This is a genomic window from Allobosea sp. Tri-44, from assembly GCF_004123845.1.
Lineage (GTDB): Bacteria > Pseudomonadota > Alphaproteobacteria > Rhizobiales > Beijerinckiaceae > Allobosea.
Window position 1 is genome coordinate 87,034 of record NZ_NBDP01000019.1, and the last position, 19,751, is coordinate 106,784.

The 19,751-nt window shown below is 67.1% G+C and carries 12 protein-coding genes; 5 read left to right on the forward strand and 7 right to left on the reverse strand.

Annotation, left to right across the window (positions count from 1 at the left end; genetic code table 11):
• Positions 1 to 51: 51 nt before the first annotated feature.
• Both phnF and B6S44_RS12770 read left to right on the forward strand, forming a co-directional pair.
• Complete coding sequence (gene phnF / locus B6S44_RS12765) at positions 52 to 801, forward strand: phosphonate metabolism transcriptional regulator PhnF (RefSeq protein ID WP_129157275.1); 750 nt, start codon at positions 52 to 54, stop codon at positions 799 to 801.
• Positions 802 to 926: 125 nt separating this feature from the next.
• Positions 927 to 2,009, forward strand: a complete 1,083-nt coding sequence (locus B6S44_RS12770; RefSeq protein WP_129157276.1) for an alpha/beta fold hydrolase — start codon at positions 927 to 929, stop codon at positions 2,007 to 2,009.
• Between the two features lie 12 nt (positions 2,010 to 2,021).
• Here the strand turns inward: B6S44_RS12770 and phnE (B6S44_RS12775) are convergent, their stop codons facing one another.
• The 5 genes from phnE (B6S44_RS12775) to B6S44_RS12795 form a co-directional block, all read right to left on the reverse strand.
• Complete coding sequence (gene phnE / locus B6S44_RS12775) at positions 2,022 to 2,876, reverse strand: phosphonate ABC transporter, permease protein PhnE (RefSeq protein WP_129157277.1); 855 nt, start codon at positions 2,874 to 2,876, stop codon at positions 2,022 to 2,024.
• Positions 2,873 to 3,754 carry a phosphonate ABC transporter, permease protein PhnE gene (gene phnE / locus B6S44_RS12780; RefSeq protein ID WP_129157278.1) on the reverse strand — a complete coding sequence of 294 codons (882 nt, stop codon included), beginning with the start codon at positions 3,752 to 3,754 and terminating at the stop codon, positions 2,873 to 2,875. Before phnE (B6S44_RS12780) ends, phnE (B6S44_RS12775) begins: the two co-directional genes overlap by 4 nt.
• Before the next feature lie 138 nt (positions 3,755 to 3,892).
• The gene (gene phnD, locus B6S44_RS12785) at positions 3,893 to 4,810 is read right to left on the reverse strand and encodes a phosphonate ABC transporter substrate-binding protein (protein ID WP_129157279.1); all 918 of its coding nucleotides are present in this window, start codon (positions 4,808 to 4,810) and stop codon (positions 3,893 to 3,895) included.
• 75 nt (positions 4,811 to 4,885) lie between these two features.
• Positions 4,886 to 5,704: a phosphonate ABC transporter ATP-binding protein gene (gene phnC / locus B6S44_RS12790; protein WP_129157280.1), complete on the reverse strand. Its 819-nt coding sequence runs from the start codon at positions 5,702 to 5,704 to the stop codon at positions 4,886 to 4,888.
• 144 nt (positions 5,705 to 5,848) lie between these two features.
• Positions 5,849 to 6,463 carry a TetR/AcrR family transcriptional regulator gene (locus B6S44_RS12795; RefSeq protein WP_164985812.1) on the reverse strand — a complete coding sequence of 205 codons (615 nt, stop codon included), beginning with the start codon at positions 6,461 to 6,463 and terminating at the stop codon, positions 5,849 to 5,851.
• A gap of 136 nt (positions 6,464 to 6,599) precedes the next feature.
• Here B6S44_RS12795 and B6S44_RS12800 point away from each other — a divergent pair, with 136 nt between their 5' ends.
• The 3 genes from B6S44_RS12800 to B6S44_RS12810 all read left to right on the forward strand — a co-directional run bounded on the left by B6S44_RS12800 (position 6,600) and on the right by B6S44_RS12810 (position 11,913).
• Positions 6,600 to 7,709, forward strand: coding sequence for an efflux RND transporter periplasmic adaptor subunit (locus B6S44_RS12800; RefSeq protein ID WP_129157282.1), 1,110 nt, complete (start codon positions 6,600 to 6,602; stop codon positions 7,707 to 7,709).
• Entirely contained in the window at positions 7,706 to 10,780 is a 3,075-nt protein-coding gene (locus B6S44_RS12805) for an efflux RND transporter permease subunit (protein ID WP_129157283.1), read from the forward strand. Before B6S44_RS12800 ends, B6S44_RS12805 begins: the two co-directional genes overlap by 4 nt.
• 146 nt (positions 10,781 to 10,926) lie before the next feature.
• On the forward strand, positions 10,927 to 11,913 hold the full coding sequence (locus B6S44_RS12810; protein ID WP_129157284.1) for a tripartite tricarboxylate transporter substrate-binding protein: 987 nt from the start codon (positions 10,927 to 10,929) through the stop codon (positions 11,911 to 11,913).
• Positions 11,914 to 12,078: 165 nt separating this feature from the next.
• Here B6S44_RS12810 and pbpC read toward each other — a convergent pair whose 3' ends face one another.
• On the reverse strand, positions 12,079 to 14,112 hold the full coding sequence (gene pbpC / locus B6S44_RS12815) for a penicillin-binding protein 1C (protein WP_248309577.1): 2,034 nt from the start codon (positions 14,110 to 14,112) through the stop codon (positions 12,079 to 12,081).
• Between the two features lie 232 nt (positions 14,113 to 14,344).
• The gene (locus tag B6S44_RS12820; protein ID WP_129157286.1) at positions 14,345 to 19,591 is read right to left on the reverse strand and encodes an alpha-2-macroglobulin family protein; all 5,247 of its coding nucleotides are present in this window, start codon (positions 19,589 to 19,591) and stop codon (positions 14,345 to 14,347) included.
• Positions 19,592 to 19,751: the final 160 nt, after the last annotated feature.

Here is a 19,751-nt window from a genome sequence, read left to right on the forward strand (position 1 = left end):
TATGATAAGTCCGTTGTTGGAAAAGGTCTATACATTTTGGATGAAATTTTGATGACGTCAGGCATGCCGGACAATCAGGGCGGCGATGGCGGCACGGCATGGCGGCGGATCGCCGACGCGCTCGCCGCTTCGATCGAGCAGGGCGAATACGAGCCGGGCGACACGCTACCGGCCTCGGTCGCGCTGGCCGAGCGTTATGGTGTGCACCGGCACACGGTGCGCCAGGCCTTCCGGCATCTCGCCGAGCGCGGGCTGGTGACGGTGTCGCGCGGGCGCGGCACCCAGGTGACGGCGCCGCGCTTCCCCTACAAGCTCGGCCGCCGGGTCAGCATGCGCACCAATTTCGGCGCGGTCGGCATCGCGGTGTCGGGCGCGGTGCTCGCCTCGGAGATCATCGCCGGCGAGGCGCAGCATTGCCTGGCGCTTGGCCTTCCCGAGGGCACGCCGCTCTGGGCGATCGAGACGCTCAGCCGGGCCGGCGGCACACCGGTCGGCACCGGCATCCATTATCTCAGCGTCGAGCGTTTTCCGCGTTTCGACGAGATCCTGACGCAAGCGGGGTCATCGATCACCGCCGCCTTCAAGGCCTGCGGGATTCCCGACTATGTTCGGCGCTCGACGCGGCTGGCGGCCCGGCTCGCCAGCGAGCGCGAGGCGGCGCTGCTCAAGATCGAGCCGGGTGCGGCCGTGCTCACCTCGGATGCGATCGACGCGCTGCCCGACCTGACGCCGATCCACATCGTCAACAGCGTCTTCGCCGGCGAGCGGATGGAGATGGTAGTCGAGCCGTTCGGCGACTGATCCGCTCGCGCCGCTGTGATGTGATGCGCCGTTCCGGTGCCTTGCCTTGCAAGACACGCGGCGCGATCCTCCCCCCGCCGTCAGGCACGACATCAGATCGTGCCGGGCCGGGACGAGGAAACGCCATGATCATCGCAAGCTCGCCGCTGCGCGCGGCAGTCGTTGCCGTCTCTTGCTGCTTGTCCTGGCTGGCACTCGCGGCGGAGTATCCCGCGCCAAAGCGCGGCACCTTCATCATCAAGGATTTCCGCTTCAGCTCCGGCGAGACCCTGCCGGAACTCAAGCTCGGCTATGCGACCGTTGGCGAGCCTTCGGGCGAACCCGTGGTGATCCTGCACGGTACGGCTGGCTCGGCGACGAGCATGCTGACGCCGACTTTCGCCGGTGAACTCTTTGGCGCCGGCCAGCCGCTCGACGCGACGAAGTATTTCATCATCCTGCCAGACGCGGTCGGCGCCGGTAGCTCGTCCAAGCCGTCGGACGGGTTGCGCGCCAAGTTCCCGCGCTACAATTATGACGACATGGTCGAAGCTCAGTACCGGTTGGTGAGGGAGGGGCTCGGCATCCGCCATCTCCGGCTTGTGCTCGGCAATTCGATGGGCGGCATGCACAGCTGGATGTGGGGCCAGAAATATCCCGATTTCATGGACGCGCTGGTGCCGATGGCCGCGCAGCCAACCGAGATGTCGAGCCGCAACTGGATGATGCGGCGGATGATCATCGATGCGGTCCGCAACGATCCCGACTGGAAGGGTGGCGACTACACGCAGCAGCCACAGGGGTTTCGCGTCGCCAATGTCTTCTTCGGCATCGCCACCAGCGGCGGCACGCTCGCCTATCAGAAGCTGGCCCCGACCCGCGAGGCGGCCGACAAGCTGCTCGACGACCGGCTCAAGGCGGCGTTCAGCGTCGACGCCAATGACTTCCTCTATCAGTGGGATTCCTCGCGCGACTACAACGTCTCGCCGAAACTCGAGGCGATCAAGGCGCCGCTGCTGGCGATCAACTCGGCCGATGACGAGCGCAACCCGCCCGAGACCGGCATCATGGAGCGCGAACTCAAGCGGTTGCCAAGCGCCAAGTTGCTGCTGATTCCGGCGAGCGCCGAGACGCGCGGCCACGGCACTACCGGCATGGCGACGTTCTGGGCCAAGGACCTTGCTGCCTGGCTGGCGAGCGTGCCGAAGCGGAGCGCGGGTCAGAATTGACCCGCCCCGAGCTCAGACCGCCCGCTTGCCGATGATGGCAAAGCGCAGCTTGTTCGAGAGGAAGTCGATCGCCGTTACCGCCGCGAGGACCAGCAGGATCAGGAAGGAAACCTGCTGCCATTCGAGCGTGCGGATCGTCTCGGCGAGGTAAAGGCCGATGCCGCCGGCGCCGACGATGCCGATAATGGTCGAGGAGCGGGTGTTCGACTCGATGTAGTAGAGCACCTGGCTGGCGATTACCGGCAGGACCTGCGGGATCAGGCCGAACCGGATCTCATGGAGCTTGCCGCCGCCGACCGAGGTGACGCCCTCGACCGGCTTGCGATCGGCCGACTCGATGGCCTCGGAGAACAGCTTGCCGAAGGCACCAAGGTCGCTGGTCATGATCGCGAGCATGCCGGCAAAGGGGCCAAGGCCCACGACATTGACCCAGATCAGCGCCCAGATCAGCGCGTCGACGCCGCGCACCGTGTCCATCGAGCGGCGCGCCAGAAAATGCACGACGCGGTTGGCGACGACGTTCTTGGCGGCGAGGAAGCCGAGCGGGAAGGCGAGGATCGCCGCCAGGATCGTGCCGAGGAAGGCGATGGCGATGGTCTCGAACAGCGCCTTGACGAAGATGATGGCGCGGGCGAACGAGCCGGGATCGGGCGGCAGCATCAGCACCACGAAGGTGCCGAGATTGGAGAAGCCGGCGATGATCTTCCAGAGTGAGGTCTCGAGCGTCGTCAGCCCGTAGAGGAAGAGCCCGACGAGGCCGCCGACGACGGCGATGGTCGTGAGCTTGGTCTTCAGCGAGCCGTCGATCGCGGCCTTGTGGCGGGCGATCAGCGCGGCGCGGTCGCTGGGCGAGAGGGCGAGCGTCATTTGCCGTGCTCCAGGCTGAGCAGCGCGTGGCGCAGGCGCTCGGTGCCGTAGTCGATCAGCATCACCGTGACGATGATCAGCAAGAGGATGGCGCTGACATCGGTGAAGTAGAATTTGCGGATCGCCTCGATCAGATCCTGGCCGATGCCGCCGGCGCCGACGAAGCCCATGATCGAGGCGCCGCGGACATTGATCTCGAAGCGCAGCAGCGCGTAGCTGGCGAAGTTCGACAGCACCTGCGGCACCACCGCGAAGCGGATGGTCTGCCACCAGCTCGCGCCGGTCGCGGTCAGGCCGTCAACCGGCTTCATGTCGATGTTCTCGACCACTTCCGAGAAGAGCTTGCCCATCGCGCCCATGGTGTGGATGGCGATGGCGAGCACGCCGGGCAGCGGGCCGAGGCCGAAGGCGATCACGAAGATCAGCGCGAAGACGATCTCGGGGACGGTGCGGCAGAATTCGAGATAGCGGCGCGTCGCCCAGCGCAGCCCGGCCGAGCGGCCGAGATTGCTGGCGGCGGTGAAGCAGAGCAGGAAGCCGCCGACAGCGCCGAGTATCGTTCCGACATAGGCGATCAGCAGGGTCTGCCAGAGCAGTTTCAGCCAGCCGTTGAGGCCCCAGTACCACTCCTTGAGATCGGCGCCGAGCGTCGCCAAGCGAAGCGTCGGCACGGTCTCGAGGATGTATTTCGGAAAGCGCCAGGCATTCGCGGCGAATTTCGCGAAGTCGACCTCGGAGCCGATGCCGGCGAGCAGGACGCAGGCGACGAAGATCGCTGCGCCGAGCAAGGTCTGCAGCCGCTTCGCCGCCATTTCGCGCCGATAGAGATCGGCATGGGCGGTGATGGCGGGATCGTTGCGGTCGATCGCGAGTGTCATGAGGCGCTTCCGTCATGTCGCAGGACCGGCTGGTGCCGGTCCTGGACTGGGCGTCATTCTCGGGCGGAGCGAAGCGCAGACCCGAGAATCTCGATCAGGAGATGCTCGGGTCAAGCCCGAGCATGACGGCTGTCAGAGTTACGACGACTTCTTCTTGCGCAGAGCGTCGACGAACTTGTTCAGCTCGATGATCGGGTCGTAGGACTTGTTGTCGACGGCGACGAGCGGGCCCTGCTTGCCTTCATAGATCTTGTCGAAGGCGGCCTTGTCCTGGGTGGCGAGATTGAGGACCGCGTCGCGGATCTTGGCCTTCAGCTCGGTCGGCAGCTCGGTGAGATAGGCCATCGGCGAGTTCACGATCTGCTCGGACTTGTAGATGATGCGGAAATCGTCCGCCTTGACCATCTTCTTGCGGTCCATGCGCAGCAGGTTCGACTCCTGCTCGTCGTTCCACCAGTTGGCGGCGACGTCGACGGTGCCCTGGCCGAGCGCGATGACCGCGTTCTCGTGGCTGCCGGTGTAGACGACCTTGCCGAAGAAGGTCTCGGGCTCGATCTTCATGCCATCAAGCGCGAAGCGCGGGACATTGTTGCCCGAGGTCGAGTTCGGGTCGACGAGGCCGAGATTCTTGCCCTTGAGGTCCTCGATCTTCTGATAGGGCGAGTCCTTCTTCACATAGAAGACCGAGTAGTAGCCCTTGGTGCCATCGATATTGGTCTCGATCGCGAAAGCGTCGATCTTGGCGCCGGTCATCAGCGCGCGGGCGAAGGAGGCTGGGCCGTACATGCCGATGTGGATGTTGCCGGCGCGCTGGCCCTCGATGATCGCGGCGTAGTCGTTGGCGATGCGCAGGGTCACCTTGGTGCCGAGTTCCTTCGCGAGATAGTTGACGAAGGGGGTGTAGCGCTCGACGACGCCGGAGGCGTTCTCGGACGGGATGATGGCGAAGACGAGCTCAGGATATTTCGCCTTCCAGTCCTGGGCGAAAGCCGGGGCGGCGAGCGTCGCGGCAAGGCCGGCTGCGGCAAGCGTGAGCGTATGACGACGGGTCAGCATGAGAGTGCTCCTTTTCAAAAGATCGGTGATGAAAGGTCAGGCTTAAGTGCAGGCTTGGGCGCTTCGCCGGCTGTTTCAGGCGACGTTCTGCTTGGCGCGCTGGGCTTCCTCGATGGCGATGGCGTCGAGTTGGTCGAGCGCCTCGGCTCCGGCATCCTTGGCCTCGATGCCGTAGAGCTCGGCGGCGAGCTCGCTGGTGAGGGCGTGCGGCGGGCCGTCGAACACGACCTTGCCGCCGGCCATGCCGATCAGCCGGTCGCAGTACTTCGCCGCGATGTCGAGGTGGTGAAGGTTGCAGATCACGGTGATGCCGTCCTCGCGATTGATGCGGAACAGCGCGTCCATGACGACCTGCGTGTTGCGTGGATCGAGCGAGGCGATCGGCTCGTCGGCGAGGATGATCTTCGGCTCCTGCACCAAAGCGCGGGCGATGGCGACGCGCTGCTGCTGGCCGCCGGACAGGGTCTCGGCGCGCTGCGACAGCAGATGGCCCATATCGAGCCGCTCGAGCGCGGCGATGGCGCGGACCTTGTCGTCCTGCGAGAAGCTCTTGACCAGCGTCAGCGCGGCGGAGCGGTGATTGAGACGGCCGAGCAGCACGTTGGTGAGAACGTCGAGGCGGCCGACCAGGTTGAACTGCTGGAAGATCATCGCCGTGTCGCGCCGCCAGCCTCTCAGCGCGGCGCCGCGCAGGGCGGTGACGTCGCGCTCCTCGCTGAGGATGCGGCCGTCGCTGGCATCGGCGAGGCGGTTCAGCATGCGCAGCAGCGTCGACTTGCCGGCGCCCGAGCGACCGATGATGCCGACCATCTCGCCGCGCGGAATCGATAGGGTGACGTTGTCGACGGCGGCCTTGCCACCGAAACGCTTGGTCAGACCCTCGATACGCAGCATCAACTACTCTCCCGCGATTGCGGGATGATGCGGTATCGGCGCCAGATGACAGTGCGGTGACAGGAGGCGCGTTCCAGGGCGTGGAAGGTTCAGACGGTCATCGGCCGTCAACCATATCGTCGTGAGCCGCTGGAGGGCGCTGCGTCAGGCCGCCCGCAGCAGCAGGTCGACGCAGGCGGCGACGTAGGATTTGCGCTCCGCCGGTGGGATCGCGGCGATGCCGAGCAGGCCGCGCACCTGATGGAAGCCGCGGAGCATGCCGATGAACTGCTCGGCGAGCCTGTCCGCTTCCCCGCGCGTGAGTGGCCGCGACAACCCATCACCGGATCGTGACCGCTGCTCCAGCAAGGCGGAGAGCTCCGTAATCATGCGCCCGGCGCCGGCCTCGTAGGCGGCCTGTCCCAGTTCAGGAAAACGCGCGGCCGCTCCAATGATCAGGCGGTGCAGATCGAGCGAGGCGGGATGGACCATCATCGCCAGCGCATCATCGCCCAGACGCAGCAACATGCTGCGCAGATTGGCGCCCTTGACCACCGGCTGGCGCAGCGGAATCGTCAGCTTTTCAGTGAGTTCGGCGCAGATCGCCTTGAACAGCGCTTCCTTGTCGGCGAAGTGGCTGTAGATCGTCTGCTTGGAGACGCCGGCGCGCTGGGCGATCTGATCGAGGCTGGCCCGGTCGAAGCCCTCGGCCAGGAACGTCTCCGACGCGGCCCTAGTGATCGCGTCATGCTTATCCGGCCGTGATTTCTCTGCCGGCATCTGTCTTGCTTCTGCAGCGGGGGCGCTATTGCGTCCGTGCATTGATCATTCCGTCACGCTTCCGCCCTTAAAGGGTGCTTATCAAACTAGACCGTCCAGTCTAGATTATGTCCGCGGTCCCGGAGCGTCCAGCCTGATGAAGCGTTTTCTCCTCCTTATCCTTGTCGCCGGGCTGGCGGGCGGTGGGTACTATGGCTACCGCTACCACTATAAGCCGACCAATCAGCAGGCGCAGGCGCAGGGCGTCGCCAGCGCGCCGAACCCCGCTATTCCGGTTGAAGTCGGGACGATCGAGCTCGCTACGGTCGCCGAAGAGGTCGAGGCGCTCGGAACGCTGGCGGCCGAAGAGTCCGTGGTGATCGCTCCCGAGATCGCCGGCCGCGTCGTCGCGCTCGGCTTCAAGGAAGGCGAGCGGGTCGCCAAGGACCAGCCGCTGGTCATGCTCGACACCGCCATCCTCGACGCGGAGCTCAAGCAGTCCCAGGCCGATATCAGCCTGGCGCGCGATACCTATGACCGCAACCGCTCGCTGGTGCAGCGCGGCGCCGGCACCCAGGTCGCGCTGGAGCAGGCGACGGCGCAGCTCGCCTCGCAGGAGGCGCGCCTGCAACTTGCCCAGGCCAAGCTCGCGCTCGCGACGATCAAGGCGCCGTTCAACGGCGTGGTCGGCCTGCGCGCCGTCGGCGTCGGCGACTATGTCTCGATCGGCAAGCAGCTGATCACGCTGACCAGCATCGATCCGATCAAGGTCGACTTCCGCGTGCCGGAAATCTACCTGACCCAGCTCAAGGTCGGCCAGCCGATCCAGCTCAAGGTCGATGCGGTGCCGGATCGGCCCTTCGCCGGCAAGATCTTCGCGATCGACCCGGTCGTCGACGTCAATGGCCGGGCAGTCAAGCTGCGCGCCCTCGTGCCCAATGCCGATCTCGTCCTGAAGCCCGGCCTGTTCGCCCGCGTGACGATCATGGTCGACAAGCGCGAGAATGCGCTGGTCGTGCCGGAAACCGCCATCGTGCCGGACGGGCTCGGCAAGACGGTGTTCATCGTCGAGAACGGCAAGGCCAAGCGCGTGCCGGTCGAACTCGGCAAGCGCCTGATTGGCAAGGTCGAGGTGGTCAAGGGCCTCAAAGCCGGCATGCAGATCGTCACCGCCGGGCAGATGCGCCTGCGCGAGGGTGCCAACGTCCTGATCAAAGAGAAGGCGGTCGTCCAGACCAGTTCGCTGCCGGGCGTCGTGCAGCGATGAGCCTGTTCGAGCTTTTCGTCCGCCGGCCGGTCCTCTCGACCGTCCTCAGCCTGCTCGTCATCCTGATCGGCTTCGTCTCCTATACGCGCCTGACGGTGCGAGAATATCCGAACATCGACGAGCCGATCGTCTCGGTGCAGACCGTCTATCGTGGCGCCAGTGCCGAGATCATCGAGACGCAGGTCACGCAGATCCTCGAGAACTCGATTGCCGGCATCGAAGGCATCGAGATCATCAACTCGACCAGCCGGCAGGAGCGCAGCCAGATCTCGGTGCGCTTCCGGCCGGACGTCGATCCCGACGTCGCCGCCTCCGACGTGCGCGACCGCGTCAGCCGCGTGCGCGGTCGCATGCCCGACGAGATCGACGAGCCGATCATCGCCAAGGTCGAGGCCGACGCCCAGCCGGTGATGTATCTGTCGCTGACCAGCTCGCGGCATTCGCCGCTGGAGCTGACCGATTTCGCCGACCGTTTCATCGCCGACCGCGTCCAGAACATCACGGGTGTGGCCGAGGTCCGCATCCTCGGCCAACGCCAATACGCCATGCGCATCTGGCTCGATCGCGCGCGGCTCGCCGCCTACAACATCACGGTCCAGGAGATCGAGGCGGCGCTACGGGCGCAGAACGTCGAGATTCCATCGGGCCGGATCGAGAGCGACAGCCGCGAATTCACCGTGCTCTCGCAGACCAGCCTGAACACACCCGAGCAATTCCGCGAAATCACGGTCAAGGACGCCAACGGCTTCCCGGTGAAGCTGCGCGACATCGCCAAGGTCGAGCTCGGCGCGCGCGAGGAGCGCAACGCCGCCTGGTTCGGCGGCCAGCCTTCAGTGACGATCGGCATCGTCAAGCAGGCGACGGCCAATCCGCTCGACGTCTCCTCGGGCGTCGTCGCCGCGCTGCCGGGCATCCGCGAGGATCTGCCCGACGGCATGTCGATCGCGACCTCCTACGACACCTCGATCTTCATCGATCGCTCGATCAAGGCGGTCTACACCACGATCGCCGAGGCGGTGGTCCTCGTCGTGCTGATCATCTTCCTGTTCCTGCGCTCGCTGCGCGCGACGCTGATCCCGCTCGTCACGATTCCGGTCTCGCTGATCGGCGCCTTCGCGCTGATGTATGCGCTCGGCTTCACGGTGAACACGCTGACGCTGCTCTCGATGGTGCTCGCCATTGGCCTGGTGGTCGACGACGCCATCGTCGTGCTGGAGAACGTCCACCGTCATATCGAGGACGGGGTCGAGCCGACGAAGGCGGCGATCAAGGGCATCAACGAGATCGCCTTCGCGGTGGTCGCGATGACGCTGACGCTGGTCGCTGTCTACGCGCCGATGGCATTCTCGACCGGGCGCACCGGCAAGCTCTTCGTCGAGTTCGCTCTGACGCTGGCCGGCGCGGTGCTGGTTTCGGGCTTCGTCGCGCTGACGCTGACGCCGATGATGTGCGCCAAGCTCTTGAAGCACCACGATAAGCACAACTGGCTCTACAATATCCTGGAGCGCTTCTTTGAAGGACTGGCCAGCGGTTATCGCCGCTCGCTGCGCTTTGCGCTGTCGGTCAGGCCCGCGATCGTGCTGCTGGCGCTGCTGGTCGCCGGCGGCAGCTATTTCTTCTTCACCAATCTGCGCTCGGAGCTCGCCCCGGTCGAGGATCGTGGCACGATCACCGCGATCGGCGTCGCGCCGGAAGGCGCGACCATGGCCTTCACCGCCGACTATGCCCGGCGTGTCGAGGATTATTTCAGCAAGATCCAGGAGGTCGACAGCTATCTCGTCATCGTCGGTTTCCCGGACGTGACGCGGGCGATCGCCTTTGCGCGCCTGAAGCCCTGGGAAGAGCGCCACCGCAAGCAGCAGAACCTGGTCGCCGAGATCAACAAGGGGCTGTCGCAGATCCCCGGCATCCGCCTGTTCGCGACCAATCCGCCCTCGCTCGGCCAGGGCGGCGCCAACAGCAAGCCGGTCGAGTTCGTGCTGCGCTCGTCTGACCCTTACGTCACCATCAAGGAAAACGTCGACAAGCTGATCGCCGAGGTGCAGGGCAATCCGGCGCTGACCAATATCGAGACCAACCTCATCCTCGACAAGCCGCAGATCAAGGTCTCGATCGACCGGCAGCGCGCCTCTGATCTCGGCGTCGGCGTCGACGTCATCGGCCGGACCATGGAGACCCTGCTCGGCGGCCGCCAGGTCACCCGCTTCAACATGAACGGCGAGCAGTACGACGTCATGCTGCAGGTCGCCGGCGCGGAGCGCAGCACGCCGCAGGCGCTGCAGTCGATCTATCTGATGGGCCGCGGCGGCCAGGCGGTACAGCTCTCCAGCCTCGTCCAGATCGAGGAGAACGTCGCGCCCAAGGAGTTGATCCGCTTCAACCAGCTGCGCTCGGCGACGATCACCGCCGTGCCCGGGGCAGGCTACTCGCTCGGCGATGCGCTTGCGGTGCTCGAGCAGGGTGCCGCGAAGGTGCTGCCGGCCTCGTTCCAGACCGATTATTCCGGCCAGAGCCGCGAGTTCAAGCAGTCGGGATCCTCGATCCTGCTCGTCTTCCTGCTGGCACTCGGATTCATCTATCTGGTGCTGGCGGCGCAGTTCGAGAGCTTCGTGGACCCCGTGGTGATCATGGTCTCGGTGCCGCTCTCGCTCACCGGCGCGCTGGCCGCGCTCTATTTCTCCGGCGGCACGCTCAACGTCTATAGCCAGATCGGCCTGATCACGCTGGTCGGCCTGATCACCAAGCACGGTATCCTGATCCTCGAATTCACCAACCAGCTGCGTGAAGAGGGCCGGGAGCTGATCGACGCGCTGGTCGATGCGGCGGAGCTGCGCCTGCGGCCGATTCTGATGACGACGGGCGCGATGGTGCTCGGCGCAGTGCCGCTGGCGCTGGCGGAAGGTGCCGGCGCCGAAAGCCGCTCGCAGATCGGCTGGGTCATCGTCGGCGGCATGACCTTCGGCACGCTGCTCACGCTCTATGTCGTGCCGGTGGCCTATAGCTACATGGCGCGGAGCAAGCACGGCTCGCGCCATGCGCCGGTCGAGGCCCACCCGCAGCCGGCGGAATGATCAGCGGTCCGGGTAGAGGATATCCGGATAGCCCATAGCGGAAACGTCTATTCGCTTTCGCCGCCGCCCGAGGCTAACCGTCCGGGCGGCGGCGCCAAAACGAGCAAGAACTCAGGCGACCGCCCGCGATAAACGGGAGGAACGGCATGAGGATTGGTTTCTGGTTCAACGCGGCGGCGACCGCCGCCTGCATGGCGGGCGCGGCTTCGATCGCGCAGGCGCAGAACTTCCCAAGCAAGCCGGTCACCATGCTGATCCCGTTCGCGGCGGGCGGGCCGACCGATGTGGTCGGGCGTCTCGTCGGCGAGCATATGGGCTGCACGCTCGGCCAGCCGGTGATCATCGAGAATGCGGTCGGCGCGGCCGGAACGCTCGCCGGGCAGCGGCTGATGGGCTCGCCTGCCGATGGCCATGTCATCCTGATCGGCCATACCGGCACGCATGCCGCCGCCGTCTCGCTCAATCCGAACCTGAAATACCGGCCGGTCGAGGATTTCGCACCGGTCGGGCTGGTCAACATCAACCCGATCTTCCTGACCGTGCGCAAGACGCATCCGAGCGGCACACTGGCTGAGTTCGTGACCTGGGTGAAGGCGAACGAGAAAGCGGCGAGCAACGCCCATGCCGGCGTCGGTTCGGTCAGCCACACCACCTGCCTGCTGTTCAACACCGTCCTCGGGGTCAAGCCGAACGGTGTGCCCTATCGCGGTACCGGCCCGGCCATGAACGACCTCGTTGCCGGCCAGGTCGACTATCTCTGCGACCAGGCGGTCAATGTCGCGCCGCAGCACCGCGCCGGTACGATCAAGACGCTTGCGGTCGCCTCGACGGCCCGCGCGACGGCGCTGCCGGATGTGCCGACCAGCACCGAAGGCGGCGTGCCCGATTTCAAGGTCGAGGTCTGGAATGCGATGTTCGCGCCCAAGGACACGCCGGCACCGGCCGTCGCGAAGCTCAACCAGGCGCTGAAGGCGGCGCTCGCCGATGCTACGGTGAAGGCCAAGCTCAACGAACTCGGGGCCGAAATCCCCTCGGCCGAGCTGCAGGAGCCGGCTGGTCTCCGCAGTTTCGTCGGGGCTGAGATCGAGCGCTGGGCACCGATCATCAAGGCGAGCGGCGTCAAGGTCGAGTGATCTGATGCTCTGTCCCAGAATCGCATGAAATCTGGTCATCCCGGACGGAGCAAAGCGAAGATCCGGGATCCATTCCTGAGCCTTCCCGAAAGAGGTTCCGGAATGGGTCCCGGGTCTCCCTCCGGTCGCCCGGGACGACCTCGTCTCCCCGTAGAGCAACCCCAATTACTGCAGCCTGACCGCGACGCTCTCGCTGGCGCCGGCGGCATCGATCACCGAAATCCGCATGAAGCCCTTGCCGGGCGGTTGCCAGGTGGCTTCCCGGCGCTTCACTGCTGCGATCACCGGCGCGCCGTCGACCAGCCAGGTGAACGGCGCGACGCCGCCGGAGACCTTGAGGTTGAGCTGCGGGCTGCCGTCGACCGCCGAAGTGGCGAGATCGATCTTGGCTCCTTCCGGGGGGAAGGCGAGCTTGAGTCCCGGCGTCGCCAGCGCGGCGACCGTCTTCGGCACATCCTGACGCAGATGCCGCAGCGGCGGCGGCAGGGCGGCGCTGGTCGCTGCGATCGTGCCCGGCGGCTGCACGAAGGGGCGGGGATCGAGGCCGATGCGGGCGAAGGCGTCGAACAGGATCGGCGCCGCGACCACGCGCCCGACCAGGCCCGGCACCGCGCCATTATCGGGCCGGCCGACCCAGACGCCGATAGTATGCTTGCGGTCGAAGCCGACGGCCCAGGCGTCCCGATAGCCATAGGACGTACCGGTCTTGTAGGCGATGCGACCCGGCGGGGCGTTGAGCGGCGGCGGAGCGCCGAGCAGCGTATCGGCGACATACCAGGCGGCGACCGGCTCGACGAGGCGCAGCGGCGGTTCGGCTATGCCGCTTGACGGCTTCACATGCAGCGGCACGACTTCGCCGCCACGGGCGAGGCCGACATAGAGCCGGGTCAGGTCGGAGAGCGTGATGCCGAGCCCGCCGAGGCCGATGGCGAGGCCGGGCGCACCGCCGTCCCTGGGCATGGCGATGGCCGCGCCGGTATCCTTCATTCGCGACAGGAAGCGCTGCGGGCCGAGCGCGGAGAGCAGTTCGACCGCTGGCAGGTTGAGCGAGAGCTGCAATGCCTTGCGGGCGCTGACCATGCCTTGAAAGCCGAGGTCGAAATTCTCGGGCACGTAGAGCCCGTAACGGGTTGGCCGGTCCTCCAGCATGGTCTCGGGATGGGCGAGGCCGTTGTCGAAGGCGAGCGCGTAGATGAAAGGCTTCAGCGCCGAGCCGGGCGAGCGCAGCGCCTGCGTCAGGTCGAGCGAGCCGGCACGCCCGGCGTCGAAATAGTCGACGCCGCCGACCGAGGCGCGGATCTCGCCGGTCTCGTTGTCGGCGACGAGGATGGCGATGGAAAGTTGAGGTCCCTGACCGGTGGCGCGCTCGCGGGCGAGCTGCTCCAGGCTCGCCTGCCAGCGCGCGTCGATGGTCAGGCGCTGGCTGCGCTGCTCCGGCGCCTCGGCGACGGCCTGCTCGGCGGTATGCGGGGCGAGGTTGGGGAAAGGTTTCCGGGCCGTCGGTACCGGCTCCTCCCGTGCGGCGGAGACCTCGTCCGGTGTTGCAAGGCCCGCCGCCTCGACGTGGGCGAGCACGCGCTCGCGGGCCTTGCGTGCAGCTTCCGGGGAACGGTCCGGCCGGCGCGTCTCGGGCGATTGCGGCAGGGCGACGAGCAGGGCAGCTTCGGCGGTCGAGAGCCGCTTCGGCTCCTTGCCGAAATAGGCGAAGCTCGCGGCGCGCACCCCCTCGAGATTGCCGCCGAAGGGAGCGAGGGTGAGATAGAGATCGAGGATCTCGGTCTTGCTGAAGCGCCGTTCGAGCTCGAAGGCGCGCACTGCCTGCCTCAGCTTGGCCGGGAGCGAGCGCTCCTGGCGGGGTTCAAGCAGGCGGGCGACCTGCATGGTCAGCGTCGAGCCGCCGGAGACGATGCGGCCATTGGCCAGCATCTGCCCTGCCGCGCGCAAGGTGCCGAGCGGGTCGATGCCGGCATGATCGTCGAAGCGCTTGTCCTCGAACGCCTTGAGCATGGAAAGGTAGCGCGGATCGACGTCATCGGCGCCGACCGGCAGCTTCCAGCGCCCGTCATTGGTGACGAAGGGGCGCAGCAGCTTGCCATCGCGGTCGAGCACCACAGTCGAGCGGTCGCGGGCGGCGGCGAAGTCGATCGGCGGCAGGGTAGAAGCGTACCAGAAGAGGGAGGTGGCGGTCGCTGCGATCAAGGCGGTGGCACCTATGCCGGCATAGGCGAGCCGACGATGCCAGGCGCGCCTTCCTTCTCCCCTCGGGGGAGAAGGTGTCTGCGAAGCAGACGGATGAGGGCCGTTCGACTGGGCGTGCCGGTCGCCAGCTTGCGCCTGACTTCCCTCATCCGTCAGCGCTTCGCGCTGCCACCTTCTCCCCCGAGGGGAGAAGGAAGAGGCGTCCCGTTCGTCTGGTCGCGCCTTCATGGCGTCACCGCGCCGACGTGATCTCGATCGTGCCGAAGCCCGTCCGTCCAAAGCGGTCGGGTCGGTACATGTCCTCGATCACCGCCGCCGGTGCGACATAGCGGCCGGGCGAGACGGCCCGGGCGATATAGGCGACCGTGTAGCCAAGCTGATCATTCTTGCCGCCGCTGCGCTCGAAGGCCGCGACGAAGCGGTCGTCGCGCGCCTCGGTATGGACGGGCGAGACCTCCTGCTTCAGCCAGTTGAGGCCCTCGACCGAGGCGCCTTCAGTCAGCTTGGCGTTCTCGATCTCCAGGCCGGCCGGCACGGGATCGACCAGCAGCAGGCGGCCATAGCGCGCCGCCGGCTCGGTGACCTTGAGCGCGACGACATAGCGCTCGTTCTGGCGCAGGCGCGCGGGATCGACACGCTCGCCCTTCATGGTGAAGAGCGTGCGTTCCAGCCCGAAGCCCTGGTTCAGTGCCGGCTCCGGCGTCGTCGGGATGCCGGAGACGGTGATCACGGCATTGGCCGAGGCGGTGCCGGGATTGCCGATGACCAGCGGCTTGGCCTCCAGCGCCGCCTGCGGGATCGTGCGGTAGAGCGCGCCCTTGCGCTCGGCGCCGTCGACGGTCAACGCCATGCCGTCCGCCTCCTTGGCCATCGCCGCGGCGGCCATCGCCATCCACATGTTCTCCTGCGTCGAGGTGTAGCGCGCGTTCTGGCGCGCGTTCTGGACGACGTCGGCGGCGCGGGAGAGGTCGGCGCGCTCGCCATTGCTCTCGGCGATCAGGGTCAGGATGCCGGCGCCGTCGCGCAGCCGCGAGCCGTAATCGGCGCGCGACAGGCCGTCATCGCTGGCTTGTTGCAGGGTTCCCAGCGCGCTGGTGAAGGCGGCGCGGCCACGGGTGCGGTCGCCGAGCAGCGAGAGCGCGGCGCCGATCTGGGCGCGGGCGAGGGCTGAGCCGAAATCACCGAGCTTGTTGTCGGCGAGATAGCGCAGATCGCCCATCACCGGCCGCCCGTTGCGGGCGAGCACATAGAGCGCATAGGCGATGCCGGCCGCTTCCTCCTTGTTGATCTCGCTGGTGTTGACGACCTGGTTGCGCAGCCGGTCGAGCGCCATGTTGAACGCCGTCTGCGGCACCGCGAACTGGCGCTCGCGGGCGCGGGTCAGGAAGTCGGTGACGAAGGCGTCGAGCCAGAGGTCTTCGCCGCCAACGCCCCACAGGCCGAAGGAGCCGTTATTGCCCTGGCGGGCGAGCACGCGCTCGATCGCGGCGGTGACGCGCTCGTCTGCGTTACCGTCGAGCGCCAGCTGCTCCATCGAGGCGAGCCGGTTGACGACCAGCAGCGGCAGCGCCCGGCTGATGGTCTGCTCGGTGCAGCCATAGGGGTAGCGGTCGAGCGCCTTCAGCACCGCTGCGACGTCGAGCGCCGCGACCGGCGAGACCGAGACGGAGACTGCGCCCGAATCCGGCACGAGATCGGCCATCAAGTCGGCGGAGACGGTGAGCGAGCCGCCGCCGGGGATCGGCCTGATGATCCGGCGCGCGATCGTCTGGGTCGAGGGCTGCACCCTGACAGCAAGGTTCTGTACCGTGCCGATGCCGTTCGGGCCGGTGATCCTGACGTCGAAGGAGGCGCGGCCGATGCCGGCGGCGGTCACCGGGATCGTCAGCGAGCTCTTGGCGCCGGCGGTCATGGTCATGCTGCGGCGGGTCGCGTCGGCGGCGACGACGACAGGGCCCTTGACGTCGAGATCGACGAGATAGGAGCCGGCCGGGCCCTCGACATTGTCGATCTGCAGGTGGAAGCGCGACTGGTCGCCGAGCGCGAGGAAACGCGGCAGCGTCGCCTGCGCCACGATCTGGTCGCGCACGAGGACATCGGCGCTCGCCTGACCGGTGCGGCCGGCGCTCCAGGCCACGGCCATGACGCGGACCGAGCCGTTGAAGGCCGGCATCTCGAAGTCGACCTTGGCGGTGCCGTCGGGGCCGAGCTTGACCACGCCGGAATAGCGCGCCAGCGGCTCCTGCGTCGGCGCCTCGCCATTGAGCTGCGGGGCGCCGTCGCCGCCGGAGCGGATCGCGCCGCGCACGCCCTGCATGCCGTCGATCAGATAGCCGTAGAGGTCGCGCAGTTCATGGCCGAGCTGGCGCTGGCCGAAGAAGTATTTGGTCGGATCAGGGCTCTCGAAGCGAGTGAGGTTGAGGATGCCGACATCGACCGCAGCGACGGTGATGAAGGCTTCCTCACCTGCTTTCGCGCCCGTGACCTTGACAGGAAGCGACAGCGTCGAGAGCGGGCGCACGAGGTTGGGCGCGTTAAGGTCGATGGCGAGGTTGCGCTCCTCCTTGCCGACGCTGAACCAGGTAAGACCGATGGCGCGGCCGGGCATGCGCTGCGCCGCCGTGTCCATCGGGCGATGGGCGAGCACGACGAGATAGGCGCTGGCGCCCCAGTCCGACTTGGCGGGGATGGTCACGGTGGTGCCGCCCGCCGGCACGTCGACGGTGCGGATCTCGGCGACGCGGTCGCTCATCACCGCCAGCGTCGCCTTGCCGGCGAAGCGCGGCGTGAGACGCACCTGCATGCTTTCGCCATTGGCGTAGGACGGCTTGTCCAGGGCGACGTCGAGCACATCGGGCTGGTCGGCGGTCTTCTCGGTCTCGTAGCCGACATTGAAGGAGACGCTGGTCTCGGTCGCCTCGCCGCCATCGGCGCTGACGTCGAGCCGATAATTGCCCCATTGGACAGGAGCGGCGATGCGGGCCGGCGTGGCCTCGGCGACGGCGATCTCGCCATCGGCGACGCGGCGGGTCGTCTTCACGCCCTCATAGTTCCAGCGGCCGTCCTGGTAGAACCACTGATAGTTGCGGGTGACCTTGGACAGTGTCCATTTCAGGCCCTGGCGGGCGATGCGGCGCCCGTCGCCCTGGGCCATGATCACGTCGAAGGTCGCGGTCTGACCGTTGCCGAGCTCGCCGTCCTTGAAGGCCTTGCGCACGCCGATGGCGGCGCCCTTGGGTACGATCGGCATGGTGACGGAGCGGGCGATGGCGCGCCCGCCGGGCTCGCCGACGCGCACGGTCAGTTCGACTTCGAGCGGGCGGTTGGTCTCGGGCTGGGCGACCGGGTTGGCGATGGTGACCTTGCCGTCGGCGCCGGTCTTGGCAGCATCCTCGAACTCGGCCTGCTGCGGCTCGAAAGCCTCGTCGGTCAGGCCGACCTCGTAGCCGGAAAAGCCGGGGATCGCGGTCTGCGCCGCCGAGCGCACGGTCATCGAGCCGGTGACGTCGAGATCGGAGCCGGGGGCGCCGTAGAGATAGCGGGCGTTGACGTCGATCTCGGCCGGCTCGCCGGCCTGCAGCACCTGCTTCTTCGGTGCGAGAGTCAATTCCAGCCGCTCGGGAACGTAGTCCTCGACCAGGAAGGAGATTTCGCCGATCGCCGAACCCTTCGGATCGGAATAGGCCTGGACACGCCAGGTGCCGCTCTGGGCACCGGAGATCAGCGGGATCGAATGGGCGCGCCCGCCGGCGCCCTGATCCTCAACCTGGCGGCGGCGGTACTCGACGCCATCAGGGCGCCTGACGACCAGCGTCAGCGGCAGGCCGGAGACGGCGGCGCCCTTGGCATCGCGCAGCAGCGTGGTCAGGTAGACGGTCTCGCCGGAGCGGTAGACGCCGCGCTCGGTATAGAGGAAGGCGTCGAGGCCCGCGGGGGCGACGCGGCCCTTCACGCCACGATCCGACAGGTCGAAGGCGGTCTGCTTCAGGTCGAGGAAGCCGTAATCCTCGGCGAGCGCAGCGGTGACGAGGCCGGGCGCATTGCCGCCCTGGCCCTTGGCGAGGCCTGCGTCGAAGCGGGCATAGCCGTTGCCGTCGGAGCGGATGGTCGCCAGTACCTCGTTGTTGCGGGCGATGAGGCGCAGTTCGGCATTGGCGACGGGCGAGGCGTCGGCGAGCGAGCGCACCAGCACATGCACGCCGTCCGGGCCGGAAAAGGAGGTCAGGCCGAGATCGGAGACGACGAACCATTGCGTCGCCCGCGTCGTGCCGTCGTCATAGTCGCCGTCGCTGTCCGAGCCGCTCGCGGTCCGGGTGCTGCCGGTCGGCCTGGCGAACATGACATAGACGCCGGGCTGGAGCCGGCCGACGGCTTCGAGCACCGGGAAGGCGGTGGTAACGTCCTTGTTGAGCTCGGACTTCACCGCCATCGTGCCTTTCCAGACGCTCGAACCCTTGTCCGAGGCGATCTGATTGGCGTTGTAGGCGCCGAGCTGGCTGAGGAAGTCATCGGAGTGGACCGAGCCGATCAGGTTGCGGTCGCCGATGCGCATCACCTCGAGATCGAGACTGTCGGCGTTGACCGAGACGACCGGTACGCCCTGCTGGCCGGTGCGCGGCAGCACGTAGTTCTTGCCGGTGAAACGCACCGAGGGGGCGCGGTCGCGGACATAGACCTCGTAATCGGCCGATTTCAGCAATTTCTCATCGGGGATGGCTGAGGGCACGCCCTGGCGGATGACGAAGCCGTAGCGCTCGCCATGGCGCAGGCCGTCGACACAGAGCTGGCGCTCCTCGCCGCTGACGGCGAAGTCGCCCTTGCCGGTGATCGCGACGTAAGGGGCGAAGTCGACGCGGCCGCGCGACAGCGGCTCGGAAAACTCGAAGCAGGCGCGCGGGCTCGCCGCATCGGAATCGACCTTGTTGGAGGTAAGGCGGAAACCGCGCTGGGCCCGCAGTGCCTCGTAGTCGGTGCGCAGCGAGGCGTTGTCGGAAAGATCGAGGCTGAGGCGATAGGTGGTCAGCGCCGGGCGCCAGAGCTCGTGCTTCTCGAAGACACGCGCGAGCACGCCGAGCGAAGAGGCTTCGTCGGGGCGCGAGGTCGAGCGCTGATAGGCAAGATAAGCAGCACTGACGGCGCGCTCGCGCAATTCATAGCGCTCGCGATAATCGCGCGGCTCGATGCCGCTTGCCGCCTGCGCCATCAGGCGCCAGCCGCCGGGATTGGCTGGATCGGCGACCGCTGCGGCATTGGCGAGCGGCAGGGCGGCGCGGGCGTCGCCGCGATTGAGGGCGGCGCTGCCGTCGCGCAGCAGGGTGGCGAAGGGACGCTGGCCGACCGAGACTTCGCGCTTCAAGCGTTCCTCGAGGCGCTGGCCGTCGCTGGCGAGATCGGGCCGGACATAGGCCTTCTGGGCGAAAGCGGGTCCGGCGGCGACAGTCAGGCCGAGCAGGAGGGCGAGACGGACGAGATGGCGCATGGCTCGGTCTCCGAAAGGCGGGCGGCCTGAGTGTTGCCGCGGCAGGCGTCGACGCGATGACGGGTCATCGCATTGCGCTGCGCGAAGCTAGCACCGGGCGCGTTGGGCGCAACTCGGCTTGCGGCCAAGTGAGCCGTTCTCGCCTCTTGCCTCTGCGGCA